Annotated in this window: 25 protein-coding genes; 13 read left to right on the top strand and 12 right to left on the bottom strand. The window is 57.0% G+C overall.

Annotated elements, in window-relative coordinates:
* Nucleotide 1: 1 nt before the first annotated feature.
* The 3 genes from GQF02_RS05105 to GQF02_RS05095 all read left to right on the top strand — a co-directional run bounded on the left by GQF02_RS05105 (nucleotide 2) and on the right by GQF02_RS05095 (nucleotide 2199).
* Entirely contained in the window at nucleotides 2-592 is a 591-nt protein-coding gene (locus tag GQF02_RS05105; RefSeq protein WP_160795324.1) for a malonic semialdehyde reductase, read from the top strand.
* Nucleotides 593-664: 72 nt separating this feature from the next.
* The gene (locus GQF02_RS05100) at nucleotides 665-1693 is read left to right on the top strand and encodes a quinone-dependent dihydroorotate dehydrogenase (RefSeq protein ID WP_160795322.1); all 1029 of its coding nucleotides are present in this window, start codon (nucleotides 665-667) and stop codon (nucleotides 1691-1693) included.
* 41 nt (nucleotides 1694-1734) lie between these two features.
* Entirely contained in the window at nucleotides 1735-2199 is a 465-nt protein-coding gene (locus GQF02_RS05095) for an outer membrane lipoprotein (protein ID WP_124735261.1), read from the top strand.
* Between the two features lie 45 nt (nucleotides 2200-2244).
* Here the strand turns inward: GQF02_RS05095 and GQF02_RS05090 are convergent, their stop codons facing one another.
* Genes GQF02_RS05090 through fur form a run of 3 tightly spaced genes read right to left on the bottom strand, consistent with a single transcriptional unit; the run spans nucleotide 2245 to nucleotide 4083 of the window.
* Nucleotides 2245-2961, bottom strand: coding sequence for an arginyltransferase (locus GQF02_RS05090; RefSeq protein ID WP_124735262.1), 717 nt, complete (start codon nucleotides 2959-2961; stop codon nucleotides 2245-2247).
* Nucleotides 2942-3652, bottom strand: coding sequence for a leucyl/phenylalanyl-tRNA--protein transferase (aat, locus tag GQF02_RS05085; RefSeq protein ID WP_160795320.1), 711 nt, complete (start codon nucleotides 3650-3652; stop codon nucleotides 2942-2944). The genes GQF02_RS05090 and aat overlap by 20 nt, the downstream gene beginning before the upstream one ends.
* On the bottom strand, nucleotides 3649-4083 hold the full coding sequence (gene fur / locus GQF02_RS05080; RefSeq protein ID WP_124735264.1) for a ferric iron uptake transcriptional regulator: 435 nt from the start codon (nucleotides 4081-4083) through the stop codon (nucleotides 3649-3651). Before fur ends, aat begins: the two co-directional genes overlap by 4 nt.
* An 82-nt stretch (nucleotides 4084-4165) precedes the next feature.
* On the opposite strand from fur, the gene GQF02_RS05075 reads away from it, so the two are divergent.
* Both GQF02_RS05075 and dapB read left to right on the top strand, forming a co-directional pair.
* Nucleotides 4166-4534 carry an outer membrane protein assembly factor BamE gene (locus GQF02_RS05075; RefSeq protein ID WP_160795318.1) on the top strand — a complete coding sequence of 123 codons (369 nt, stop codon included), beginning with the start codon at nucleotides 4166-4168 and terminating at the stop codon, nucleotides 4532-4534.
* 7 nt (nucleotides 4535-4541) lie between these two features.
* Complete coding sequence (gene dapB, locus GQF02_RS05070; protein ID WP_124735365.1) at nucleotides 4542-5348, top strand: 4-hydroxy-tetrahydrodipicolinate reductase; 807 nt, start codon at nucleotides 4542-4544, stop codon at nucleotides 5346-5348.
* A gap of 53 nt (nucleotides 5349-5401) precedes the next feature.
* Here the strand turns inward: dapB and GQF02_RS05065 are convergent, their stop codons facing one another.
* The 6 genes from GQF02_RS05065 to GQF02_RS05040 all read right to left on the bottom strand — a co-directional run bounded on the left by GQF02_RS05065 (nucleotide 5402) and on the right by GQF02_RS05040 (nucleotide 11744).
* Entirely contained in the window at nucleotides 5402-6916 is a 1515-nt protein-coding gene (locus GQF02_RS05065) for a SpoVR family protein (protein WP_124735266.1), read from the bottom strand.
* Nucleotides 6913-8190 (bottom strand): YeaH/YhbH family protein, encoded by a 1278-nt coding sequence (locus GQF02_RS05060; RefSeq protein WP_124735267.1) that lies wholly within the window; start codon nucleotides 8188-8190, stop codon nucleotides 6913-6915. The genes GQF02_RS05065 and GQF02_RS05060 overlap by 4 nt, the downstream gene beginning before the upstream one ends.
* Nucleotides 8191-8252: 62 nt before the next feature.
* Nucleotides 8253-10181 (bottom strand): PrkA family serine protein kinase, encoded by a 1929-nt coding sequence (locus tag GQF02_RS05055; RefSeq protein WP_124735268.1) that lies wholly within the window; start codon nucleotides 10179-10181, stop codon nucleotides 8253-8255.
* Between the two features lie 193 nt (nucleotides 10182-10374).
* Nucleotides 10375-10701: a PilZ domain-containing protein gene (locus GQF02_RS05050; protein WP_124735269.1), complete on the bottom strand. Its 327-nt coding sequence runs from the start codon at nucleotides 10699-10701 to the stop codon at nucleotides 10375-10377.
* Nucleotides 10688-11245 carry an NUDIX domain-containing protein gene (locus GQF02_RS05045; protein WP_160795316.1) on the bottom strand — a complete coding sequence of 186 codons (558 nt, stop codon included), beginning with the start codon at nucleotides 11243-11245 and terminating at the stop codon, nucleotides 10688-10690. Before GQF02_RS05045 ends, GQF02_RS05050 begins: the two co-directional genes overlap by 14 nt.
* Nucleotides 11232-11744, bottom strand: coding sequence for a DUF2062 domain-containing protein (locus tag GQF02_RS05040; RefSeq protein ID WP_235930057.1), 513 nt, complete (start codon nucleotides 11742-11744; stop codon nucleotides 11232-11234). The genes GQF02_RS05045 and GQF02_RS05040 overlap by 14 nt, the downstream gene beginning before the upstream one ends.
* 215 nt (nucleotides 11745-11959) lie before the next feature.
* On the opposite strand from GQF02_RS05040, the gene GQF02_RS05035 reads away from it, so the two are divergent.
* The gene (locus GQF02_RS05035) at nucleotides 11960-13744 is read left to right on the top strand and encodes an acyl-CoA dehydrogenase C-terminal domain-containing protein (RefSeq protein WP_160795314.1); all 1785 of its coding nucleotides are present in this window, start codon (nucleotides 11960-11962) and stop codon (nucleotides 13742-13744) included.
* Between the two features lie 186 nt (nucleotides 13745-13930).
* Here GQF02_RS05035 and GQF02_RS05030 read toward each other — a convergent pair whose 3' ends face one another.
* Nucleotides 13931-15163 carry an OmpP1/FadL family transporter gene (locus GQF02_RS05030; protein ID WP_160795312.1) on the bottom strand — a complete coding sequence of 411 codons (1233 nt, stop codon included), beginning with the start codon at nucleotides 15161-15163 and terminating at the stop codon, nucleotides 13931-13933.
* Between the two features lie 198 nt (nucleotides 15164-15361).
* Nucleotides 15362-15547, bottom strand: a complete 186-nt coding sequence (locus tag GQF02_RS15910) for a DMT family protein (protein WP_328698591.1) — start codon at nucleotides 15545-15547, stop codon at nucleotides 15362-15364.
* A gap of 212 nt (nucleotides 15548-15759) precedes the next feature.
* Between GQF02_RS15910 and GQF02_RS05020 the strand changes: the two genes are divergently transcribed.
* From GQF02_RS05020 to GQF02_RS05010, 3 genes are all read left to right on the top strand, one after another.
* Nucleotides 15760-16332: a peptidylprolyl isomerase gene (locus GQF02_RS05020; protein ID WP_220789342.1), complete on the top strand. Its 573-nt coding sequence runs from the start codon at nucleotides 15760-15762 to the stop codon at nucleotides 16330-16332.
* Between the two features lie 22 nt (nucleotides 16333-16354).
* On the top strand, nucleotides 16355-16846 hold the full coding sequence (locus GQF02_RS05015; protein ID WP_160795310.1) for a peptidylprolyl isomerase: 492 nt from the start codon (nucleotides 16355-16357) through the stop codon (nucleotides 16844-16846).
* A 125-nt stretch (nucleotides 16847-16971) separates the two neighbouring features.
* Entirely contained in the window at nucleotides 16972-17694 is a 723-nt protein-coding gene (locus tag GQF02_RS05010; protein WP_160795308.1) for a UDP-2,3-diacylglucosamine diphosphatase, read from the top strand.
* Between the two features lie 493 nt (nucleotides 17695-18187).
* On the opposite strand, the gene ribA is transcribed toward GQF02_RS05010, so the two are convergent.
* Nucleotides 18188-18790, bottom strand: a complete 603-nt coding sequence (gene ribA, locus GQF02_RS05005) for a GTP cyclohydrolase II (protein ID WP_124735276.1) — start codon at nucleotides 18788-18790, stop codon at nucleotides 18188-18190.
* A 277-nt stretch (nucleotides 18791-19067) separates the two neighbouring features.
* Between ribA and GQF02_RS05000 the strand changes: the two genes are divergently transcribed.
* From GQF02_RS05000 to GQF02_RS04985, 4 genes are all read left to right on the top strand, one after another.
* The gene (locus GQF02_RS05000; protein ID WP_235930056.1) at nucleotides 19068-20297 is read left to right on the top strand and encodes a paraquat-inducible protein A; all 1230 of its coding nucleotides are present in this window, start codon (nucleotides 19068-19070) and stop codon (nucleotides 20295-20297) included.
* Complete coding sequence (pqiB, locus tag GQF02_RS04995; protein WP_160795304.1) at nucleotides 20290-21945, top strand: intermembrane transport protein PqiB; 1656 nt, start codon at nucleotides 20290-20292, stop codon at nucleotides 21943-21945. Before GQF02_RS05000 ends, pqiB begins: the two co-directional genes overlap by 8 nt.
* The gene (locus GQF02_RS04990) at nucleotides 21942-22481 is read left to right on the top strand and encodes a PqiC family protein (RefSeq protein WP_160795302.1); all 540 of its coding nucleotides are present in this window, start codon (nucleotides 21942-21944) and stop codon (nucleotides 22479-22481) included. Before pqiB ends, GQF02_RS04990 begins: the two co-directional genes overlap by 4 nt.
* Before the next feature lie 256 nt (nucleotides 22482-22737).
* Nucleotides 22738-24168: a carbon starvation CstA family protein gene (locus GQF02_RS04985; RefSeq protein WP_160795300.1), complete on the top strand. Its 1431-nt coding sequence runs from the start codon at nucleotides 22738-22740 to the stop codon at nucleotides 24166-24168.
* The last annotated feature ends 7 nt before the right edge of the window (nucleotides 24169-24175 follow it).

The raw sequence follows: 24175 nt of genomic DNA, 5'->3' as shown, positions 1-24175 counted from the left end.
CATGAGCACGCCACTTGCCCAGACAGCACTTGACCAGTTATTCAACCATGCCCGCACCCATAGCCACTGGCAGGAAAGGGATGTGAGCGATGCCTTGCTGCAGCAGCTATACGCGCTGGCACGACTAGGCCCGACCAGCGCCAATGCCTGCCCTGCCCGCTTTGTCTTTATCCGGACACCCGACGCCAAAGCTAAACTCTCCCCCCTCCTTTCCCCCGGCAACCAGAGTAAAACCATGCAGGCTCCGGTCACCGTTATCGTGGCCTACGACAGCCGTTTTTATGAGTTACTGCCGCAACTCTACCCGCATGCCGATGCGCAAAGCTGGTTTATAGGCAATGAGGCGCTGATCGCCGAAACAGCGATGCGCAACAGCAGCTTGCAAGGGGCTTATCTGATGATGGCGGCGCGCAGCCTTGGCCTGGACTGCGGCCCGATGTCGGGCTTTGATCAGGCCGGCGTAAACAGCACATTTTTCCCCGATGGACGCTGGCGCGCCAACTTCCTGATCAACCTGGGTTATGGCATCGAAGCACAACTACACCCGCGTTCACCGCGTCTGGACTTCGACGAAGTGTGCCGCATCTTGTAATATCGCTTTTTTACGCACACTGCATGCATAGTCAAAACCAAAAGATGACTGGGCAGGCCAACGGAGTTTCTGATGCTTTATCCACTGCTACGCCCGCTCTTGTTTCGCCTTGACCCCGAGGCCGCACATCAGCTGACCCTGAAACTGCTGGACAAGGCGTACCAGTTGCAACTGAGCAGCCTGATGGGCAAGTCCATCCCGCGAACGCCAGTCAAAGTCATGGGGTTGACCTTTCCCAATCCGGTAGGCCTGGCGGCAGGACTGGACAAGGATGGCGAGCATATTGATGCACTGGCCGAGTTGGGCTTCGGTTTTATTGAAATCGGCACGGTGACCCCGCGCCCGCAACAAGGAAACCCCAAGCCACGCCTGTTCCGCCTGCCAGAGCACCAGGCCATTATCAACCGCATGGGCTTCAATAATCTGGGCGTAGACAATCTGGTACGCAACGTACAGGAAAGCCGCTTTCAGGGCGTACTGGGCATCAATATCGGTAAAAACGCCAGCACACCGATAGAGCGCGCCACGGATGACTATCTCGAGTGCATGGACAAGGTTTACCCCTGCGCCAGCTACATCGCCGTCAATATTTCCTCACCCAACACCAAAAACCTGCGCCAATTGCAGCAGGGTGATGAGCTGGCACAGCTGATCGCGGCGCTCAAGGCTCGCCAAAGCATGCTAAGCGACAAACATGGCCGTTATGTGCCGTTTGCCGTCAAAATTGCGCCCGATCTCGATACCGACGCCGTACGCGACATTGCCCGCCTGTTGATGCAACACGAAGTCGATGCCGTCATCGCCACCAATACCACCTTGTCCCGCGATGCGGTCGCCGGCCACGTCCATGCCGGCGAAGCGGGCGGCCTCTCCGGCGCGCCGGTAACTGCCCGTTCAACCGAAGTCATCCGCACACTGGCTCAGACACTGGATGGCGCGCTGCCTATCATAGGAGTAGGCGGCATCCTCTCTGGTGACGATGCGGCAGAGAAAATCCGGGCCGGCGCCAGCCTAGTGCAACTCTACTCCGGCCTGATTTACCGCGGCCCCGACTTGATTGCACAGAGCGCCAGCGCAATTGCCAAGCTCAAGCAGGCATAAAAGCGCCAAGGCGGCATGAACACAATAGAAAAGGAAATGAAATGAAAAAAGGCTTATTACTGGCCAGCGCAATAAGCGCAGTCCTGTTGGCCACCGGCTGCAGCACCCCTTCGGACTCGGCTGTTGTGTACAAGCGTGGTCAGCTGCAACAGCCGCAAGTGGTCGAATTCGGTCAGATTGTTTCGGTACAGAACGTCAAGGTCGAAGGCGAGCAGAACCAGTTGCTCACGCTTGGTGGCACTGCACTGGGCGGCGTAGCCGGCAGCAGCATAGGTCAGGGTCGCGGCTCGGCGCTAGGTGCCATTGGTGGCGCGATGCTGGGTGGTTTACTGTCGCAATCGGCACAGCAAGGACTGGGCACCAAAAATGCACTGGAGCTGACCGTAAGACTGGACCGGGACGGGCGTATGGTTTCCATCGTACAGGATGCGGATATTCCGCTAAGCCCGGGCCAACGGGTGCGCATACTCAGCGGCAACGGCACCATGCGCGTGGTGCCGCTTTAAAACGGTACAACCTACCCAAGGGGGTCTTTCACCCCCTTGCTTCAGTTAAAATGTCCGCCATACCCCATTATCCAGCCGCTCCAGCGGCTGGTAGCGAGATTTGTACTCCATCTTGCGGCAATCCTCTATCCAGTAGCCCAGATACAGATAGGGCAAGCCCAGCCTGAGCGCCCATTCGCGCTGCCAAAGTATGCTGTAGCAGCCATAACTCGTGCCCGCCTCGTCTGGCTCGAAGAAGGTATAAGCCGCTGACAAACCGTCATCCAGTTTGTCGACCAGGCTGACCATTTTCAGCACCCCCTGGCAGCTAAACTCGACCAGCACACTCTCCACCCTGCTTTTCAGAATGAATTCGCTGTATTGCTGCGAACCATCCTCGCTCATCCCGCCACCTGCGTGGCGACTGGCCTGATAACGCCGGTACAGCTGGAAATGCTCGTCGCGAAAAGTCAAAGGCAGGATATTCACCTCCAGATCGGCATGGCGGCGCAGAGCACGGCGTTGCGACCTGTCGGCTTTGAATGCAGCAACGCATAGCCGCACCGGCTTGCACGCATCACAGGCATCGCAGACAGGCCGGTAGGTGTAGTGGCCGCTACGGCGAAATCCCAAGCGGACCAATTGGCTGTAAACCGTGGCATTTATCAGCTCGACCGGAATCGCCACTTGCGAACGCGCAGTACGCCCATCGACATAGCTGCAGGGATAGACGCCGGTGGCATAGAAGTGAACGACGGCCTCGTTAGGATCGCGCTGGCTCATTGCTGTACTGATAACCCCATAACTGCTCAGGCTGACACTGCACGGTCAAAGCCTGAATTTCGCCACAAAAAGTCTCCCGTGCAATCAGCCGCCCGCCCAAGCTGGCCAGATGCGGCGTATACACCTGACAGTCGATCATACTGAAGCCATGCGCTGCCAGATGGCGCACCATATGGACAAAAGCGATCTTGGACGCATCGGTACGACGATGAAACATCGACTCGCCAAAAAACATCCGCCCCAAGGCGACACCGTACAAACCACCAGCCAGCTCACCCTCCATCCACACCTCGAACGAATGCGCCACACCAGCCGCATGCAGACGGCAATACGCATCCACCATCTGCGGTGAAATCCAGGTTCCATCCTGACCGGGACGCGGGCTTTGGGCACAGGCCTGCATTACGCCGTCAAAGTCTTGATCGCAGCTCACCCGGTAAACACCATTGCGCAGCGTCTTCTCCAAGCTCCGGCTGACTTTCAGCTCTGCAGAAAACAACACCATGCGCGGCGCAGGCGACCACCAAAGAATAGGCTGCCCTGCACTAAACCATGGAAAAATACCGCGGCTATAGGCAAGGGACAGGCGCGCCAGCGACAAATCCCCTCCCGCCGCCAGCAGCCCGTCCGGCTCAGTCAGCGCCTTGTCCACGGCTGGAAACTCAAGCGCAGTACCGAGCCAGGGAATCATGCAGGCTTGCTACCATCGGCTTTCTGGCACTCGGCACACTCACCATACAGATAAAGCGCATGATCCTGAATGGCAAAGCCGTGCTTCTCGGCAATGCGATCCTGCAGGCTTTCAATCTTGGGTTCGAAGAACTCGGTCACCTTGCCGCAACGCATGCATACCATATGGTCGTGATGACCGCCCTGATTGAGTTCATAGACGGCTTTGCCCGACTCGAAATGATGACGAACCAGAATGCCCGCCTGCTCGAACTGGGTCAGTACGCGGTAAATGGTAGCAAGGCCGATATCGACCTCCTCGGTCAGCATTTTTTTATAGACATCCTCGGCTGACAAGTGGCGCAGCGTACTGCTCTCGAACAGTTCAAGAATCTTGAGGCGCGGACCGGTAGCCTTAAGCCCGATATCCTTGAGGTGACTGGCTTTATTCATCGTGTTATAACTTGTTGGCGTGATTCTGTATCATAAAGCCTTTTAATAGTTTACCCAACCCGGTTTGCCCGGTATGAGCACGATGAACAAAATCCTGATGATTCCGGCACTGCTGTTTGTGGCAGGCTGCAGCAGCATGAACCCTATCAACTGGTTCACCCCGCACCGCATGGTGATCGAGCAAGGCAATGAGGTAAGCGAGGCATCGGTGCTGAAGGTCAAGCCCGGCATGACCCGCAACCAGGTTCGCTTCTTGCTGGGTACGCCCTTGCTGGCAGACCCGTTTCACGCTAACCGCTGGGATTACAAATACGTCCTCGAGCGCCAGGGCAAGCCGGCAGAAGAGCGTCTGGTCACCGTAATTTTCAATGCGGACAGCGTTGTATCGGTTGAAGGTCAAGGCCTGCCTGACAACTATGTGCCCGCCCCTATTATCCCTTCCAAGAACTGAACGCATGATGCAGCCACAGAATATTGTTATCGTGGGTGCGGGCGGCCGCATGGGTCGCGCGCTGATCGAATCCATTCTTGCCACGCCTGCCACTCGCCTGCATGCCGCTCTCGAGCGTGAGGACTCCGGCTTTATCGGACAGGATGCCGGCCTTTTTATCGGCCAGCATACCGGCGTTGCCATCTCCAGCGATCTGGAAGCCGCACTAACTGGTGCAGACATCCTGATCGACTTCACCCGCCCCGAAGGCACGCTGCAGCATATGCAGGCCTGCATCGCGGCCAAGGTCGACATGATTATCGGCACCACCGGCTTTGACGAAGCGGGCAAGGCGGCCATCCGCGATGCCGGCGAACACATCGCCATCGTGTTTGCCGCCAACTTCAGCGTGGGGGTCAACCTGACTTTCAAGCTGCTGGATATGGCGGCGCGGGTACTGGATGACGGCTACGACATCGAAATCATCGAGGCGCACCACCGCCACAAGGTCGACGCACCATCCGGTACCGCATTACGCATGGGCGAAGTCATTGCCGATGCATTGGGGCGTGACCTTAAAAGCTGCGCCGTGTACGGACGTGAAGGCGTAACCGGCGAGCGCGACCCCGGCACCATAGGCTTTGCGACCGTGCGTGGCGGCGATATCGTGGGTGACCATACTGCCTTGTTTGCTGCGCTGGGCGAACGCGTTGAAATCACGCACAAAGCCTCCAGTCGCGCCACTTTTGCCGGCGGCGCCGTACGTGCTGCCCGCTGGCTGCAAGACAAGCCGCATGGCCTGTTCGACATGCAGGATGTTTTGGCCCTGCGTTAAGCAAAACAAGACCCTGCCCCACTGGTATGCGGGGCAGGGTCTTGTTGTCTGACTCAATACGCCATCGTCTCGGCCGGCGCCTTGATTTCAAAGTGCTCACGCACGCTACCGTCGGTATCCACGCTCTCCAGCCTGACATCAAAGCCCCACAAGCGGGCAATATGCTTGAGCACCTCGCATGCGCTGCCCCTGTCCAGCGGGCGCCGGTTATGCATGGTATGACGCAGAGTCAGGCAACGATCCTTGCGCATATTGACCGACCACACCTGGATATTCGGCTCACGCGAGCCCAGATTGTACTGATCCGCCAATAGCTCGCGTACCTTGCGATAGCCCTCCTCGTCATGGATGGCCGAAATCTCCAGCTTGTCATCCCTGTCGTCATCCCGCAGCGCAAAAAAATGGAAGTCGCGTATCAGCTTGGGCGACAGGTACTGTGAAATAAAACTCTCGTCCTTGAAGTTCTTCATGGCGAATTCCAGCGTATCGCGCCAAGGCGTGCCGGCAATATCGGGAAACCAGGCCCTGTCTTCATCCGTCGGCGCTTCGCAAATACGCCGGATATCCTGGAACATGGCAAAACCCAAGGCGTAAGGATTAATGCCGCTATACCAGTTTGAGGTCACCGGCGGTTGTGCCACCACATTGGTATGGCTTTGCAGGAATTCCATCATAAAGCCATCTGTCACCAATCCCTTATCGTACAGGCGGGTGAGGATGGTGTAGTGCCAGAAGGTCGCCCAACCCTCGTTCATGACCTGTGTCTGGCGCTGCGGATAGAAATACTGGGCAATCTTGCGCACGATACGCACAATCTCGCGCTGCCACGGCTCAAGCAGGGGTGCCGCCTTCTCGATGAAATACAGCAGATTTTCCTGCGGCTCAGACGGAAATCGTTGTGCGGCATGCGCGCCAGCATCACGCTCGCGCTTGGGGATCGTGCGCCACAAATCGTTTACCTGGGTCTGCAGATATTGCTCGCGCTCGGTCTGCCGCGCTTTCTCCTGCGCCAGCGACAATTTTTCCGGACGCTTGTAACGGTCGACGCCATAGTTCATCAGCGCATGACACGAGTCGAGCAACTCCTCCACCGCACTGATGCCGTAGCGCTCTTCACACTGGCCGATATATTGCTTGGCAAACATCAGGTAGTCGACAATATCCGAGGCATCGGTCCAGGCGCGAAACAGATAATTCCCCTTGAAAAACGAATTATGGCCATAGGCGGCATGGGCAATCACCAGCGCCTGCATGGTGGCCGAATTTTCCTCCATCAGATAGGCGATACAAGGGCTGGAATTGATCACGATTTCATACGCCAGACCCATCTGGCCGCGTTTATAGCTTTTCTCGGTCGCCACAAAATGCTTGCCGAAGCTCCAGTGATGGTAATTCACTGGCATGCCGACCGACGAGTAGGCATCCATCATCTGCTCGGCCGTAATGACTTCTAGCTGTATCGGGTAAACATCCAGCTTGAACTCATCGACCGCGACTTCGCGAATGGCCGCATCGTATTCGGCGATCAGATCAAAAGTCCATTCGGACCCGGTGGAAATCGGTATCATTTGCTCACCCCCTGCTGTTTCTTGAACAGCTCGCGGAACACCGGATAGATATCAGCGGCCGAGCGTATTTTTTGCATGGCAAAGTGCTTGTGCGCGTCCTTGACCTTCAGATACTCGTACCACAAATTCTGCGGCTCACCTTCGGTGATCTCGATATAGGCATAGTACTGGCACACCGGAATCAGAGCCGTCTCAAGAATGCGGGCGCAGTTGGCCGAGTCGCTGTCCCAGTTATCACCATCGGACGCCTGAGCGGCATAGATATTCCACTCACTACCCGCATAGCGTTTTTGCACCACCTCTTTCATCAGGTTCAGCGCCGACGACACCACCGTGCCGCCCGACTCGCGCGAGTGAAAGAAATCATGCTCGTTCACTTCAACCGCACTGGTGTGGTGGCGGATAAACACCAGCTCTATCTTGTCGTAGGTGCGCTGCAAAAAAAGATAAAGCAGGATGAAAAAGCGCTTGGCCATGTCTTTTTTCTGCTCATCCATCGAACCGGACACATCCATCAGGCAAAACATCACCGCCTGACTGGAGGGCGTCGGCTGCTTGACGCGATTGTTGTAGCGCAAATCGAACGGGTCGATAAACGGGATGGCCGCCAGCTTCTCGCGCAACATATGGATGCGACGCCGGCGCTCGCGCATATCCAGATCTGCCTCCATGCCGGACTCCATCAGCTCGTCCAGCTCTTCCTCCGACTCGTCCAGTTCTGTCAGCGTGGGCGCGGCCATGGCAATACGCCGCGATAGCGCACCACGCAAAGAGCGCACGATATTGATATTGGCCGGCGTACCGTCATTGGTAAAACCGGCACGCACCGTCTTCATTTCGGTGATACCGGTAAGCTGGGTCTTGACCAGATTGGGCAGCGCCAGATCATCAAAAAACACATTCATGAACTCTTCGCGCGACAGCTCGAAGGCGAAAGCATCCTCGCCCTCCCCATCCTGGCTGGCCTTGCCCGAACCGCTACCGCCCCCACCGCCGCCTTGCGGGCGCGGCAGGCGGTCACCTTTGACAAACTCCTGGTTACCCGGATGGACAGGCTCCCACACCCCGCCCTTGCCATGACGAAACGCCGGTTCGGAAATATCCTTCACCGGAATGGAGATGGTTTCGCCACTCTCGATATCGGTAATGCTTCGACCCTTGATGGCCTTGGCTACCGCATCTTTTATCTGCCCTTTGAAACGGCGCAAAAAACGCTCGCGGTTCACTGCAGACTTGTTCTTACCATTCAAACGGCGATCTATGATATTGGCCATGCTGGTCTCCCTTCGGCTCAAGGGGTCCGGGCTGCCTGCAAGGGCAACCCGGCCTTATCCGTTCAGGACGACTTGCGTACGCGCAAATACCATTCGCACAACAAGCGTACCTGTTTCGGGGTATAGCCTTTCTCCACCATGCGATTGACAAAATCCTCGTGCTTCTTCGAGTCCTCGACGCTGGCTTTGGCATTAAACGAAATCACCGGCAATAGCTCCTCGGTGTTAGAGAACATTTTCTTCTCTATGACCGTGCGCAGCTTCTCGTAACTGGTCCAGGCCGGATTTTTGCCATGGTTATTGGCCCGGGCACGCAGGACGAAGTTGACAATCTCGTTGCGGAAATCCTTGGGATTGGAAATCCCCGCCGGCTTTTCTATCTTCTCAAGCTCGGCATTGAGCGAGGCACGATCGAAAATTTCGCCGGTATCCTGATCTCGGAATTCCTGATCCTGTATCCAGTAGTCGGCGAACGTGACATAGCGGTCAAAAATATTCTGCCCGTACTCGGAATAGCTCTCCAGATAAGCTGTCTGGATCTCCTTGCCGATAAACTCGACATACTTGGGTGCCAGATATTCCTTGAGGAAAGTCAGATAGCGCTGCTCGGTCTCGGGCGGAAACTGCTCGCGTTCGACCTGCTGCTCCAGCACATACAACAGATGCACCGGATTGGCCGCCACTTCAGCATGATCGAAGTTGAACACCTTGGACAGAATCTTGTAGGCGAAGCGTGTCGACAGCCCGTTCATGCCTTCATCGACCCCGGCATAATCGCGGTACTCCTGCTGGCTCTTGGCCTTGGGGTCGGTATCCTTCAGGCTGTCGCCGTCATACACCAGCATCTTGCTGAACAGGCTGGAATTTTCCGGCTCCTTCAGGCGCGACAGCACCGCGAATTGCGCCATCATCTTCAGCGTTCCGGGGGCACAAGGCGCAGAACCCAGCGAAGAGTTGACGATAAGCTTGTCGTAAATCTTCACTTCGTCCGAGACACGCAAGCAGTAAGGCACTTTGACAATGTAAATACGGTCCAGAAAGGCTTCGTTGTTTTTATTGTTCTTGAACTGTTTCCACTCGGACTCGTTGGAGTGCGCCAGAATAATGCCTTCGAACGGAATCGCGCCAAAGCCTTCGGTGCCCTTGTAATTGCCCTCTTGTGTCGCGGTCAGCAAAGGATGCAATACCTTGATCGGCGCCTTGAACATTTCGACAAACTCGAGCAAGCCCTGGTTGGCCAGACACAGGCCGCCGGAGAAGCTGTACGCGTCCGGATCATCCTGCGCATATTTTTCCAGCTTGCGGATATCGACCTTGCCCACCAGTGACGAAATATCCTGATTGTTCTCATCGCCAGGCTCGGTCTTGGCCACTGCGACCTGCTTGAGTACGGACGGGTAGCGCTTGACCACGCGGAACTGCTCGATATCCCCGCCAAACTCATGCAGGCGCTTGACAGCCCATGGGCTGGGGATGGTTTTAAGGTAGCGGCGCGGAATGCCGAACTCTTCCTCAAGCAAGGCACCGTCTTCCTCGACATTGAACAGACCCAGCGGCGACTCGTTAATCGGGCTGCCCTTGATGGCATAAAACGGTACATCCTGCATCAGCGACTTGAGCTGCTCGGCAATCGAGCTTTTCCCGCCGCCCACCGGCCCCAGCAAATAGAGAATCTGCTTTTTCTCTTCCAGACCTTGTGCCGCATGACGGAAGTAGGACACCACCTGCTCGATCACCTCCTCCATGCCGTAAAAATCACGGAAGGCGGGATAAACCTTGATCATCTTGTTGGAAAAAATGCGTGACAAGCGGGCATCGTGACGGGTGTCAACCAGTTCAGGCTCGCCTATGGCCTGCAGCATGCGCTCGGCCGCCGTGGCATAAGTACCAGGCTCGCGTTTGCACAAGGCCAGAAACTCCTGAATGGTGTATTCCTCTTCCCGGCTTTTGTCGTAACGGGCAGCATAGTGGCTGAAGATATCTGCGGACATGGCGCTACTCCTTGCTGTTTGCAGGGAGGCACACGAATGCGCCATGCAACCGCATCCCCCTTGCATCTAGAGTGTCTGTTTCATATTGTTTGCTGTTTTTTTGGGTATAGCGAGAGAGCGCAGTTAAAGCAAAAAAATTGCAACAAAAAACCGGCACAATGCCGGTCGATTGGGTTGAAGTCACCACGCCATTTCATGCAGAACAAGCCTTGCGTCCGACAATGGCAAAGCCGATATCGTACAAATGGCCCGGCACCACCTCGTTGCAACGGCGCACCTCGGCCACAAGGTACAAAGGCGCCGCGGGTAATGCCCCCATACCCGCCACCATCAGCACAATCTCGACACTTTCGCCAAACTGCGGCACAAACGCAGTACGCACCGATAAGCCCCGCACGGAAAGCTCGATACATTCACCGTAAAACAGCTCACCACTGATCAGCACTTTCAGCCTGGCCTTGCAGCCCATCTGAATCCGGCGTGCGCCACGCCTGTCTATGCGCGGGTCAGCCGGGTTCATCTTGGTATCGCGCCGCCAGACGGGCACGCAAAAAACTCAAACCTACAATGCTTTTGCTGTCGCTGATGCGGCCATCTCCTGCCATAGCCAGTACCTCGTCCAGAGGCAAAGCGAGCACCTCGATAAACTCCCCGTCATCCAGTTGCCGCTCGTTCTGCTGCAGACCTTCTGCCAGATAATAGTGGATCACCTCATTTGAATAGCCGATACACGGGTAGGCCGAGCCCAGCAATGACCAGTGCTCAGCCGTATAGCCGGTCTCCTCCCATAACTCGCGTCTGGCCGTGTCGGCATGGCTTTCATCCGCATCCATCTTGCCGGCGGGAATCTCGATAAAAGAGCGCCCCAAAGGGTAACGGTACTGCCGCTCAAGAATCAGCTCCCCAGCCTGGTTCAACGCCAGAATGGCGACCGCACCGGGGTGCTGGATATATTCGCGTGTCGCTGTTTTGCCATCCGGCAAACGGACACTGTCACGGCTTACCTTAAGAAAATGACCCTGATACACCTGTGTACTGGAAAGTTGTTGTTCAGTGAGATCCACGCTTGCGCCTTCTTTTTTTGAGCTGAAAAACCAGATAGGCCCGCCATGCCAGGCGAACCAGCAAATAGCCGGTCACGGCAAGGGTCAAGCCCAGTGCCGGCACGCCCAAAAGCAAGGGCAGACCAAGTGATTGGCACCACAAAATAAAAGCGTGCAACCACGATGCGAAATCCAGATTATGCAACTCAGGAGGAGGAGTACTCATACTCTCCGCGCCGTTGACATCAAGCAAAAAACGCCCGTACTCATAGGCCAGCCAGTACAGCGGCAGATAGGTAAAGGGATTGGTATACAAGGTCGTCGCCAGTGCCACCGGCAGATTGACCCGCAGCACGAGCGCCAGCAACGCCGCTGCCAGCATTTGCGTCGGCCCCGGCATCAAGCCGGAGAACAAACCGACAGCAAAAGCCAGCGCAACCTTGCGCCGGTTCCAGCTCCAGTAAGCCGGTCTGTCCAGCCAGGGCGCCAGTGGCCGCAAATAGCGGTTGGCGAACACCATATCCCGATCCGGCATATATTTATGCAAAAAATGTCGCACTTTTAGCTATTCATCCGCACTGACGCACATCGAAAATAAAAAATTATCGGCACAGGGATTGCAAAACCGGCGCAAGTAATTTAAACATACGTTTGAATGCTGTTGGCAAATACTGGCAGCACGACAAAATATAACCCGGACAGCCCCGGTAGCAACACAAAAAGGAGATTTCCCTGATGCCAGCCTACAAAGCCCCCCTGCGTGACCTCGACTTCGTCCTGAATGAACTGATCAAGGTTCAGGACATTATCCCGACACTGCCGGGCTATGAAGATGCGACTCAGGACATCTTCGCTTCCTATCTGGAAGCCGCAGCCCAATTCTGCGAAAACGAAATTGCACCGCTCAATCGTAGCGGCGATGAAGAAGGCTGCGAATTCAATGCCGCCGACCATAGCGTCAAGACACCGGCAGGTTTCAAGCAAGCTTACCAGCAGTTCTGCGAGCTGGGTTTCACTGGCCTCGACTGCGACCCGGCCTATGGCGGTCAGGGCATGCCCAAGACGCTGGCCTTCCCTATCATGGAGATGCAGTGCTCGGCCAACGTCGCCTGGAGCATGTACCCCGGCCTGTCGCACGGCGCCTACGCCGCCATCCATGCGCACGGCACCCCCGAGCAGAAGGATACCTATCTGCCGCATCTGGTCGACGGCAGCTGGACCGGCACCATGTGCCTGACCGAACCGCATTGCGGCACCGATCTGGGGCTGCTCAAGACTAAAGCCGAACCTAACGGTGACGGCAGCTACAGCATCACCGGCACCAAGATTTTCATCTCGGCCGGCGAACACGACATGTCGGACAACATCATCCATCTGGTGCTGGCCCGTCTGCCGGACGCACCTAAGGATGTGAAGGGCATTTCGCTGTTTATCGTGCCGAAATTCCACGCCGACGGCAGCCGCAACCCGGTTGCCTGCGGTGCACTCGAACACAAGATGGGCATCAAGGCCAACGCCACCGCCGTCATCAACCTCGACAATGCCAAGGGCTATCTGATCGGCGAGCCGAACAAGGGCCTGTCGTGCATGTTCACCATGATGAATGCTGCTCGTCTGGGTTGCGGCATGCAGGGTCTGGGCATAGGCGAAGCGTCGTTCCAGGGCGCACTTACCTACGCCCGCGAGCGCCTGCAGATGCGCGCACTAGCCGGTGCCAAGTTCCCGGAAAAGGCGGCAGATCCTATCATCGTGCACCCGGACGTGCGCCGCATGCTGCTGACGCAAAAGGCGTACACCGAAGCCGGCCGCGCCCTGACCGCACTGCTTGCGCTGCAACTGGATATTGAAGAGAAGCATCCGGATGCCGACGCGCGTCAGGACGCGGCAGATCTGGTAGCCCTGCTCACCCCGGTGGCCAAGGCGTTTATGACCGACAACGGCTTCGAAGCGGCCAATATGGGCGTGCAGGTATTCGGTGGCCACGGCTTTATCCGCGAATGGGGGATGGAACAGCTGGTACGCGATTGCCGCATCTCGCAACTGTATGAAGGCACCAACGGCATTCAGGCCATCGACCTGTTGGGCCGCAAGGTATTGCTGGATCAAGGCGCCAAACTGCGCAAATTCTCCAAGCAGATCCACAAGTTCTGCGAAGCCAATGCCGGCAATGCACAACTGGCCGAATTCGTCGGTCCACTGTCCAAACTGCTGAAAGAAATTGGTGAGACCACCATGGGCATCGGCATGGCGTCGATGATGGATAAAGATGAAGCCGGCGCCGCAGCGACCGACTTCTTGCGCCTGATCGGCCACATCACCTACGCCTGGTTGTGGGCACGCATGGCGGAAGTGGCGTACAGCAAGCTGGGCGGCGGCGACGATGCGTTCTACAACGCCAAGATCACCACGGCCCGCTTCTACTACGCCAAACTCCTGCCTGAAGTCGAAAGCCTCAAGGCCAAGATCAAAACCGGCGCCAAGCCGCTGATGAGCTTGCAGGACGAGCACTTCGCGTTCTGATTGCCCCGCCACGCCGAACAAGCCAGCATGCTGGCTTGCATGCAAAGGCCCTCCTTATGGAGGGCCTTTTTTCGGATGCTTCGGCGTGTTATCACGATGCGACCTGATGCGCAGAACGGGAATGATCCGCTCTGCAAGCTAGGCATAAAACAGGCTGACATTTGCCAGCCTTAAGCCTGGGTGCAATCAGAAGCGGTACTGCATGCCGACACCGATCAGGTGGCCGGTAATGGAGCTGTAGCTGCCCTTGAAGTCGGCAGCGTTGATATCCCGATCACCCACACCCATCAGATAGGTATAACCGGCATCCAGCGTCAGATTCTTGTCGACCTTGTAGCTGCCACCCAGACTCAGCCACACGCGGTCGGTATCTGGAATCAGCGGGCTGCGATGTTCGGCATCCGGTACCGGACTGGTTTCATAGGCCACACCACCGCGCAGGGTCAGCTTGTCGCTGTAGTTGTAATCGGCACCAACCGAAGCAAACCAGCTGGCTTTCCAATTGTTTTCAATAATGGAAGCAGGCACTTTCCCGCTATCGTTCACTGTCGTCAAAGTGTCGTAACGACTCCAATTACTCCAGCGCAAGCTGCCGGTCAGCGCAAGCTTTGAGTCAACGCGGTGATAGCCGGACAACAGGATGGACTCGGGAGTCGTCACCTTGTTAGCGCCACCATAAACACCATTCAAACCCGTCACCTCAGGAAAGCCTTCCACCGTGTAATCCCCCTCCGGCTCATGCTGAATCTTGGAACGGTAAGACAGGCCAACACGGCTATCGGCATTGAACTGGTACATCAGACCCAGGTTGTAACCGTAGTCCCAGCTATCGGCCTCAATTTCACCACTGACGCTGGATGGAGCACCTCGCGCACCTTTTTTCAGGTTGGCCTTGGTATATTGTGCCGACACGCCAGCACCGATGCTCCACTTGTCATCCAACTGGTAGGCTAGCGACGGATTCAGGTCAACGGTCATGATATGGGCTTCGATGCCCTCGTTGCGCCCATCCCAGTTTTCGCCGTAACCGGAACCCAGGCCGAACGGCACGGTGACACCGAAACCGAAACGGGTGCGCTCGTTGATTTCCTTGACGAAGAAGGCATTGGGAATCGCCTCGCCACCGGCGCGGCCATTATCGCTGAAACGCTTGCCCGTTTTGGTCGTCGTTCCCTCGAATGGCGCATCAATCTCGGCATAGGTGAAGCCACCCTGCACTTGCGTGCCGTTCAGCAACATCATACCGGCCGGGTTGTAAAATACGGCGGACAAGTCATCGCCGGCCACGCCAGCACCGGCATGGGCACGTCCCAGACCGACAATGCTCTGCTCGGACAACTGGAAGCCGGCGGCATGCACCGCAGGCGCGGCGGCAAACAAGGCGGCAATCAACAATGAGGTTTGTTTAAAACGGGTCATGCGGGTCTCCGGGCAGCTTAGGCGGCCGTGGTCTGAATTCGTCTGGTACGCACGCACCACCCATACCATTAGCGGGATAGTGGTCGCTTTTAGAGCGCAGAGTCTAAGCTCTGACCGCGCACTTAGACAAGCAAATTCAGCTAGAAAACTACAAAAACAAGTCGAACTGCGCAATAAAATCCCATAAGCATACAAAAATCAGGGGCGAAACATGAAATACACCGGCCCGACCATGCGAAGTGCAGCCCAGACATAGTCCCATGTGAATGGCTGGTTCATATAGTAAACGGCAAAAGGAATGAAGACCGTCAGCGAACTCACCTCCCGAGTGATCTTGAGTTGCTCCAGCGACAGCACGCTGAAACCGATATGGCTGGCAGGCACCTGCAGTCATTCAAACAGGGCAATACCCCAACTGAGCAGCACCGCGATATAGCATGGCAGCTGCGCCGGATCCTTCAGGTGGGCATATAGCAAATGCCATTAAGATATCAGGAAAGGCAAGCAAGACGCCGACACTCAGGATGGGATGGGCGGGCATGATGGCTATGCTAGAATCCGTGTTTCGCAAAACCCGTCTGTTACGAGAACTGCTCATGAAACGCTTGCTTACCTCTTTGCTGCTGTGTTCCCTGCCTGCCCTGACCCTCGCCGCGCCGGTGGTGGATCTCGTGACCAATAAGGGTACGATCGAAGTCACGCTGGATGCAGCCAAAGCCCCCAAGACCGTCGCCAACTTTCTGGCCTATGCCAAAAGCGGCCAGTACAACAATACGATGTTCCATCGCGTGATCGACGGCTTTATGGTGCAAGGCGGCGGCTTTGAGATCAAGGACGGTTCGCTCTCGCAAAAACCGGCCAAGGCAACCGTAGTCAATGAAGCCGACAACGGCCTGAAAAACCGCATCGGCACCCTCGCCATGGCACGCACATCCGACCCGCATTCGGCCAGCAGCCAGTTTTTCATCAATGTGGCCGACAATGAATTTCTCGACCACAAAAACAAAACCCCGCAAGGCTGGGGCTATGCCGTATTCGGCAAAGTGAGCAAAGGCATGGACATCGTCAACCGCATCGCCAAGAGCCGTACCGGCTACAAGGACGGCATGCAGGATGTGCCGATGGAGCCGACCATCATCCAAAAAGTCATTATCAAATCAGCGCAGTAAACCCCAAACGAGGACATAAACCATGATCAAACTGACCACCAACTTCGGCGATATCGTCCTGGAACTGGATAGCGAAAAAGCACCGGTGACTGCAGCCAACTTTGAACAGTATGTTAAAGACGGCCACTACGACGGCACCATTTTCCACCGTGTCATCAACGGTTTTATGATTCAGGGCGGCGGCTTTACTGCCGACATGGAGCAGAAGCCGACACGCGACAATATCAAGAACGAAGCCAATAACGGCCTGAAGAACCAGAACTACACCATCGCCATGGCGCGTACCCCGGCACCGCATTCGGCATCCAGCCAGTTCTTCATCAACGTGGCTGACAACGACTTCCTCAACTTCCAGTCCGAAACGTCCAATGGCTGGGGCTATGCCGTATTCGGCAAGGTCGTGGAAGGCAAGGATGTGGTTGACCGCATCAAAGGCACCAAGACCGGCCGCAAAGGCGGTCATCAGGATGTACCGGTAGAAGCCGTCGTGATCGAGAAGGCCGAGATCATCTAAGTCAAAGCGGCATCCGGGATCGGGTATCCGGATGCCGCAGCCATGCAGTCGGGCAGCCATGGCATAGGCCGCTGCCCGTTTTTTATGACGGGTCCCCGATCCCGCATCCCGGATACCGCACATTCATGCCCATCCACTTCATTTCCGACCTGCATCTGTCCGAAGATGTCCCTGAACTTGCCACGCTATTCGAACGCACGCTCACAGATTGGGCCGGGCAGATCGATGCGCTCTATATTCTTGGCGATCTGTTTGAATACTGGGTGGGGGATGACGACACATCGGATTTCAACACCCGCATGACGGCTGCCATGCGCCGCTTCAGCAGCCACACGCCGCTCTATGTCATGCACGGCAACCGCGACTTTTTAATGGGCCGCGGCTTTGAGCAAGCTAGCGGGGCTGTGCTGCTGGCCGACCCTAGCCTGTTATCCGTCCATGGCCGCCATTACCTGCTCAGCCACGGTGATGCCGCGTGCAGCGACGACAGCGCCTACCAGCAGTTCCGCGCAATGAGCCGCAACCCATTGTGGCAAAAGGCGCTACTGGCCAAGACCCTGGCCGAACGCCATGCCATTGCCCGCTTGGCACGCAGCCAGAGCGAGGGCATGAAACGCGAACAGGGTTATACCGAGGCCGGTGATGTGACCGAGGAGGCATTGCTGGCGTTGATGGCCGCGCACGACTGGCCAGTACTGATACATGGCCACACCCACAGGCCGGGCTGCTACCCGATCAGCGACGGGGCGCGCCATAGCGAGCGCTGGGTGATTGCCGACTGGCACGACGGTCGCGGCGGCTATTTGCGGCTGGATGAAAAGGGACTGACCGCGCTGGAACTGGCGTAACCAGGGATCAGGGATCAGGGATCAGGGATCAGGGATCAGGGATCAGGGATCAGGGATCAGGGATCAGGGATCAGGGATCAGGGATCAGGGATCAGGGATCAGGGATCAGGGATCAGGGATCAGGGATCAGGGATCAGGGATCAGGGATCAGGGATCAGGGATCAGGGATCAGGGATCAGGGATCAGGGATCAGGGATCAGGGATCAGGGATCAGGGATCAGGGATCAGGGATCAGGGATCAGGGATCAGGGATCAGGGATCAGGGATCAGGGATCAGGGATCAGGGATCAGGGATCAGGGATCAGGGATCAGGGATCAGGGATCAGGGATCAGGGATCAGGGACCAGGGATCAGGGATCAGGGATCAGGGATCAGGGATCAGGGATCAGGGATCAGGGATCAGGGATCAGGGATCAGGGATCAGGGATCAGGGCTTAAGTGTGGCGACCCTACCCAAGCACGTCAACACCACGATTCCCTATTCCCGACTCCCTCAGAACAGATGACCCAGCTTGGCGGCCTTGGTATTGAGGTAATGGTCGTTATGGCTGTTGCGCCCGACTTTGAGCGGCACATGTTCGGTCACGGCGATGCCGACACGGTTCAGCGTCTCCAGTTTGCGCGGATTATTGGTCATCACCCGCACCTGGTGGATGCCAAGCTCGGACAACATATCGCGAGCGATGCCGAAGTCGCGCATATCGGCCGGAAAGCCCAGCTGCTCGTTGGCCTCAACCGTATCGGCCCCCCCATCCTGCAGCTTATAAGCGCGGATTTTGTTGATCAGGCCGATGCCGCGCCCTTCCTGGCGCAGATAGAGCAAAGCACCGCGCCCTTCTTCGGCAATGGCGTCCAGCGCAGCCTCCAGCTGGAAGCCGCAGTCACAACGCAGCGAAAACAGCGCATCTCCGGTCAGACATTCGGAATGCAGGCGCACCAGCACCGGTGCACCATCGTCAACCACACCCAGCGTCAGCGCGACATGCTCCTGTCCGGAAGCTTCTTCGAAGCCATGCATGGTAAATTCGCCCCATGGGGTCGGCAGTTTGCAGCTGGCAATAAAACGCAAGGCGGGAACGCGGGACGGGGACAACATGCAAACTCCACACAAACTCATCAAGTGAGCGATGGTAACGGCCATCACGCACGCTGCAAAGCAGAAAATCACGCCCGGCCATCCTGCCATGACGGTTCACCTGCCGGTTTCTACGCCGGATGGCTGTGCAATCGTCGCTGCCACTGGTGCGCCACATGCCTTAGAATACATAAATTGAATAATTCGCCATCTTGATATGCCTCCAGATGCCCCATTACCCATCGTTCACGGTAGCCACCCCATGCTACCCATAGACGCGGCACTGCCGGCACATCCGATGCAATGCCCCCATTGCGACCTAGAGTTAGGCCTGCCCGCGCTACAAGCTGGCCAGCTGGCTCGCTGCCCGCGCTGCAACGATGTACTGTGCCGCATCCCTTTGCATGCCACCGACAGCACGCTGGCCTACGCACTGGCGGCGATGATTTTTCTTTGCCTGAGTTTCGCCTTCCCGCTACTGGGCATGACTGTCGAGGGCGTACACCAGCAAATCACTATTTTCAGCAGCGCCGAGATCCTGTTTCACGAAGACTTTGTACTGATTGCCGATCTGTTGCTGCTGGTACTGCTGTTTACCCCCGCCCTGTTTCTGGCGGCAACCTTCTATGTCTATTTAGCCTTACGCCTGAATGCACGCTGGCCGGGCTTGCGCGCTGCCGCCCAGCTGGCGGCATCCAGCCGGCCCTGGATGATGGTGGATGTGTTTGCGCTGGCCATTCTGGTCAGCATGATCAAGCTGGCGTCACTGGCCGAAATCCATTTCGGCCTGTCCTTCTGGAGCCTGTTGCTGTTCAGCCTGTCGCTGACCAAAACTGCTTCACTGGTAGACAAGCACTGGCTGAACTTCAAGCTGGCACAACTATATGGCGACGACCCGACCCAGCCCTGGACAGATGGCGAGCAAAGCTGCCCGGCTTGCGACAAGCGCAACCCAAAAGACGCCCGCCGCTGCGTGCGCTGTGCGCACCGCCTAAGCACACGCCGCCCGCACAGTCTGCAACTGACGGTCGGCTTGCTACTGACTGCAGCTATCTTGTATATCCCGGCCAACCTCTACCCCATCATGCTGACCGAAAGCCTGCGCAGCAGCGAGGCCTCGACCATCCTCGAAGGCGTGGTCATCATGTGGAATATCGGCTCCTACCCGATTGCACTGATTATTTTTATCGCCAGTGTGCTGGTGCCCATCGCCAAATTCGCCGCACTATCCCTGCTATGCATTGCCGCCCAGCTACGCAAAGGGGCAGGTGAAACCGTCAGTGCCCGCCGCTACACCCAGCTTTACCGCGTTACCGAGCTGATAGGGCGCTGGTCCATGGTTGACGTTTTTGTCGTCGCCATTCTGGTCGCACTGGTGCGCATGGGAAAGATCATGTCGGTCTACCCCGGCGTGGCCGCCCTCTCGTTTACCGGCGTGGTGGTATTCACCATGCTCGCCGCCATGAGTTTCGATATCCGCCTGATCTGGGATAAACGCGTCAACAAGGAAAACCCCGCCCATGACTGAACCTGCGGACAACAAACAGCCCATCGCCCGGGTCGCCAAATTGCGCCAGCTCTCGCTGGTCTGGATTGTTCCCATCGTTGCCCTGATCGCCGGCTTGTGGATGGTGTACACCACCTGGAGCAATCAGGGCCCGCAAATCACCCTGCATCTGCCCTCTGCAGAAGGCATCGAGGTCGGCAAGACCCAGATCAAGATTCTCGACGTCAATATCGGCAAGGTCAGCGAAGTCAGCCTGGCACCGGACCACACCGCCGTCATTATCAAGGCTCAGCTGGACAAGAGTGCTGCGCCACTGCTGTTTCAGGACAGCCAGTTCTGGGTGGTACGCCCACGGGTAGAAAATGGTGGCGTCAGCGGTTTGTCCACGCTGCTGTCCGGTGTTTATATCAAGTTCCAGCCCGGCAAAAGCGGCGAGCTTAGCCGCGAATTCAAGGTACTGGCCACCCCGCCCATTACCGCACCGGATGTACCGGGCTTGCGCCTGCAACTCAATGCCCGCGACGTCAAAACGCTGAATGTCGGAGATCCGGTGCTATTCCAGCACTTTGAAGTCGGCCGCATCGAAAAGGCCGAATTCGACACCGCCGCACGCGAAATGCGCTACCAGCTATTTATCAAGCGCCCTTACGACCAGCTGGTCACCGCCAATTCGCGTTTCTGGCTCACCAGCGGCGTCGGCTTCAACCTGTCGGCCAATGGCATTTCGGTCAATGTCGGCTCGCTCGCCACCTTGCTAGGTGGCGGCATCTCGTTTGATGTGCCATCTGGCCACGAATTGGGCGATCGCGTCGCCAACCAGAGCAAGTTCACGCTATACGCCAGTGAAGAGAGCGCCAGCAACCTTTACTACGAACAGCAGCTTCCCTTTGTCGCCCTGTTCGATGAGTCGGTGCGCGGCTTGCAGATTGGCGCGCCCGTCGAATATCGCGGCATCCGCATCGGCACGGTAGCCGCCGTACCGCTATTCACCCCGGCTCTCGCCACGAATGCGACAGGCAAGCGCGCCATTCCGGTACTGCTGAAAATAGAAGTCGGCCGTTTTGACGATGAAACCGGCGAACGCCCGCAAGCCTTCTGGCAAAAGCGCATCGACCAGGCTATCCAGAACGGCATGGTCGCCAAGCTCAAGACCGGCAACTTGCTAAGCGGCGCGCTGTTTATCGACATCGACTTCTCAGGCAAGCGCCTCAACACGCTACCCAAGCCTTACCGTGGTTACCCGATTTTGCCGACCAGCAATAGCGGCGGGCTGTCGCAGATAGAAAACAAGGTCATCGCCCTGCTGGACAAGCTCAATGCCCTCAAGCTTGAGCAAACGCTGGACAGCGCCAATGGCGCACTGAATGAAACCCGCATCGCGGCAAGCGAAGCTGGCAAGCTGTCCCAGTCGCTCAACAGCCTGGTCGCCAGTCCGGACGCCCAGGCGCTGCCGGCCGAATTGCGCCAGACACTGACCAAGCTTGGCACTACGCTGGATGGTTTCTCCAAAGGCTCGGTCGCCTATAGCGAACTCAGTCAGACACTCAACACACTGGGCGCACTGCTACAGGAAACACGACCGGTGGTGCGAACTTTGAACGAAAGCCCGAATGCGCTGCTGTTTGATCGCAGCACCCCCGACCCGACCCCCAAGGGAGCCCGACCATGAAGCAGCGCGCCCTCCTGCTCTCCTTGCTACTGGCACTTGGCGCCTGCGCCAGTGCACCCAAGGTCAGCTATTACCTGTTACAAAGCCCGGCTACTGGCACCACGACGGACCTGCGCGCCAGCATCCCGCTGGAGGTCAAACTGCCCGACTATCTGTCCGGCTCCAGCATCGTGTACCGCGAAAGCCCGGTACAAGTCAGTCTGGCGCAGTACCACCAGTGGGCGGAGGCGCCAGATAAAATACTCGCCCGCCAGCTCAGCAGCCAATTGACCGCATTACAGCCACCCGCTACGGCCACGCCCGCAGGCAAAATTCAGGTTGTATTCGAACAGTTCAATGGCAGCTATCAGGGTTACGCCCAACTGACCGGGCGTTACAGCTATCTGGATGAAAAAGGCAAGGTGCGCTTAAGCCGGCCATTTGATATCCAGGCCATGCAACGCGGTGATGGCTACCCGGCATTAATCGAGGCACTGAGTCGCGGCACGACGCAACTGGCAGGCGAAATAGCCCAGCAGATCAGGCTATCGCCTTAAGTGCACAGGTATATGGCAGCAGGAACAGGTTTTTCTGCTTAAAAAGTAAGCGAGCATCATCTTTCTTGAGTTATGTCATAGCAAATCGCACACGCAGCCATTATTTTGACCTGAGCAAGCGGCTCTGGCTGATGCCAGATAAAACAGCCCTGCATCGAGGCCTTGCCCTTGCTGTCCGGATGGACAGATATAAGAGGTCAACAGAACCCAAAGCGGCAAGGCCATATCTGCTCAAGAGAAATAGAGGACTTACACCATGGTCTGGTTTGCCCTGTGCTGCGCCCTGCTGCTGGCAGGTTATTTTGCCTATGGCACCCTTGTTGAAAAAATATTCGGTATCAAGCCCGAGCGCCCGACCCCGGCCGCCAGCTTGGCCGACGGCGTCGACTATGTCGAAATGTCCACCGCCAAGGTCTGGCTGATCCAGCTGCTGAACATTGCCGGCATCGGCCCCATCTTCGGCCCCATTCTGGGCGCACTGTATGGCCCGGTCGCGATGTTGTGGATTGTCTTTGGCTGCATCTTTGCCGGTGCGGTGCATGACTACTTTTCGGGCATGCTCAGCGTACGCGCCAATGGCGCATCGGTGCCCAGCGTAGTCGGCACCCATTTGGGCACGTTCATGAAGCATTTCATGAACGTCTTTGCCATCATCCTGCTCCTGCTGGTTGGTGTCGTCTTTGTACTGAGCCCGGCCGGCCTGCTGTCCAATCTGACCGGCAGCAATATCGCCATCTGGACCGGTGTTATTTTTGCCTACTACATCCTCGCCACCATTGTGCCGGTAGACAAGATCATCGGCCGCGTCTATCCGCTCTTTGGCGCACTGCTGCTGTTTATGTCGCTCAGTCTCATTATCGGTTTGGGACTCAGCGACAAGACCTTCTACTCGGCAGGGCTGGATCTCACGGCCAATATGCACCCGGGTGAACTGCCTTTGTGGCCCCTGCTGTTCATCACCATCGCCTGCGGCGCCCTGTCGGGTTTTCACGCCACCCAGTCACCCTTGATGGCACGCTGCATGCAAAACGAAAAGAACGGCCGCTTCGTGTTCTACGGCGCCATGATAGGCGAAGGCATTATTGCGCTGATCTGGTGCACGCTGGGCCTGTCCTTCTACGACACGCCTGAAGCACTGAATGCCACCATGGCGGCCGGCGGCCCGGCCAAGGTAGTACATGAAGTCTCCACTTCGCTGCTGGGCATGACCGGCGGCGTACTGGCGGTACTGGGCGTGATCGTGTTGCCGATCACCTCGGGCGACACGGCATTCCGTTCGGCGCGCCTGATCATCGCCGACTTTTTCAAAATGCCGCAAAAAGCCATCACCAAGCGCTTACTAATTGCCATTCCCATGTTTGTCATCGGCTATGCGCTGACCAAGGTCGATTTCAATGTGATCTGGCGCTACTTCGGCTGGGCCAACCAGACCACGGCCAGCATTATGCTGTGGACGGCGGCGGCCTATCTGCTGCGCCACGGCAAATTCCACTGGATTGCCACCGTGCCGGCCATCTTCATGACCTGCGTATGCGTGACATATCTGGCCAATGCGCCGATAGGCTTCGGACTGGCGCTGCCTATGGCTACGCTGATCGGCATCGCGACCACCATCGCCCTGACCGTATTGTTCTTTATCAAGATACGGCGCTGCGAAAACGCCATCACGGCTGAACAACTGGCCTGATCCGGCG

The sequence above is a fragment of the Craterilacuibacter sinensis genome, assembly GCF_009831765.1.
In the GTDB taxonomy this organism is placed as follows: domain Bacteria; phylum Pseudomonadota; class Gammaproteobacteria; order Burkholderiales; family Chromobacteriaceae; genus Craterilacuibacter; species Craterilacuibacter sinensis.
Note: the sequence above shows the minus strand (reverse complement) of the source record. Positions and strands in the feature narration are given on the sequence as shown.

Excerpts from the sequence above, each read along its gene's own strand:
- GQF02_RS05000 (WP_235930056.1), top strand. The coding sequence starts at position 19,068 with ATGCAATGCCCCCATTGCGACCTAGAGTTAGGCCTGCCCGCGCTACAA.
- GQF02_RS05065 (WP_124735266.1), bottom strand. The coding sequence starts at position 6,916 with ATGATACCGATTTCCACCGGGTCCGAATGGACTTTTGATCTGATCGCC.
- GQF02_RS05030 (WP_160795312.1), bottom strand. The coding sequence starts at position 15,163 with ATGACCCGTTTTAAACAAACCTCATTGTTGATTGCCGCCTTGTTTGCC.
- GQF02_RS05020 (WP_220789342.1), top strand. The coding sequence starts at position 15,760 with ATGAAACGCTTGCTTACCTCTTTGCTGCTGTGTTCCCTGCCTGCCCTG.
- GQF02_RS05060 (WP_124735267.1), bottom strand. The coding sequence starts at position 8,190 with ATGGCCAATATCATAGATCGCCGTTTGAATGGTAAGAACAAGTCTGCA.
- GQF02_RS04985 (WP_160795300.1), top strand. The coding sequence starts at position 22,738 with ATGGTCTGGTTTGCCCTGTGCTGCGCCCTGCTGCTGGCAGGTTATTTT.
- aat (WP_160795320.1), bottom strand. The coding sequence starts at position 3,652 with ATGATTCCCTGGCTCGGTACTGCGCTTGAGTTTCCAGCCGTGGACAAG.
- GQF02_RS05050 (WP_124735269.1), bottom strand. The coding sequence starts at position 10,701 with ATGAACCCGGCTGACCCGCGCATAGACAGGCGTGGCGCACGCCGGATT.
- GQF02_RS05035 (WP_160795314.1), top strand. The coding sequence starts at position 11,960 with ATGCCAGCCTACAAAGCCCCCCTGCGTGACCTCGACTTCGTCCTGAAT.
- GQF02_RS05010 (WP_160795308.1), top strand. The coding sequence starts at position 16,972 with ATGCCCATCCACTTCATTTCCGACCTGCATCTGTCCGAAGATGTCCCT.
- dapB (WP_124735365.1), top strand. The coding sequence starts at position 4,542 with ATGCAGCCACAGAATATTGTTATCGTGGGTGCGGGCGGCCGCATGGGT.
- GQF02_RS05095 (WP_124735261.1), top strand. The coding sequence starts at position 1,735 with ATGAAAAAAGGCTTATTACTGGCCAGCGCAATAAGCGCAGTCCTGTTG.
- fur (WP_124735264.1), bottom strand. The coding sequence starts at position 4,083 with ATGAATAAAGCCAGTCACCTCAAGGATATCGGGCTTAAGGCTACCGGT.
- GQF02_RS05090 (WP_124735262.1), bottom strand. The coding sequence starts at position 2,961 with ATGAGCCAGCGCGATCCTAACGAGGCCGTCGTTCACTTCTATGCCACC.
- GQF02_RS05040 (WP_235930057.1), bottom strand. The coding sequence starts at position 11,744 with ATGGTGTTCGCCAACCGCTATTTGCGGCCACTGGCGCCCTGGCTGGAC.
- GQF02_RS05015 (WP_160795310.1), top strand. The coding sequence starts at position 16,355 with ATGATCAAACTGACCACCAACTTCGGCGATATCGTCCTGGAACTGGAT.
- GQF02_RS05075 (WP_160795318.1), top strand. The coding sequence starts at position 4,166 with ATGAACAAAATCCTGATGATTCCGGCACTGCTGTTTGTGGCAGGCTGC.
- GQF02_RS05055 (WP_124735268.1), bottom strand. The coding sequence starts at position 10,181 with ATGTCCGCAGATATCTTCAGCCACTATGCTGCCCGTTACGACAAAAGC.
- GQF02_RS05100 (WP_160795322.1), top strand. The coding sequence starts at position 665 with ATGCTTTATCCACTGCTACGCCCGCTCTTGTTTCGCCTTGACCCCGAG.
- ribA (WP_124735276.1), bottom strand. The coding sequence starts at position 18,790 with ATGTTGTCCCCGTCCCGCGTTCCCGCCTTGCGTTTTATTGCCAGCTGC.
- GQF02_RS05105 (WP_160795324.1), top strand. The coding sequence starts at position 2 with ATGAGCACGCCACTTGCCCAGACAGCACTTGACCAGTTATTCAACCAT.
- GQF02_RS04990 (WP_160795302.1), top strand. The coding sequence starts at position 21,942 with ATGAAGCAGCGCGCCCTCCTGCTCTCCTTGCTACTGGCACTTGGCGCC.
- pqiB (WP_160795304.1), top strand. The coding sequence starts at position 20,290 with ATGACTGAACCTGCGGACAACAAACAGCCCATCGCCCGGGTCGCCAAA.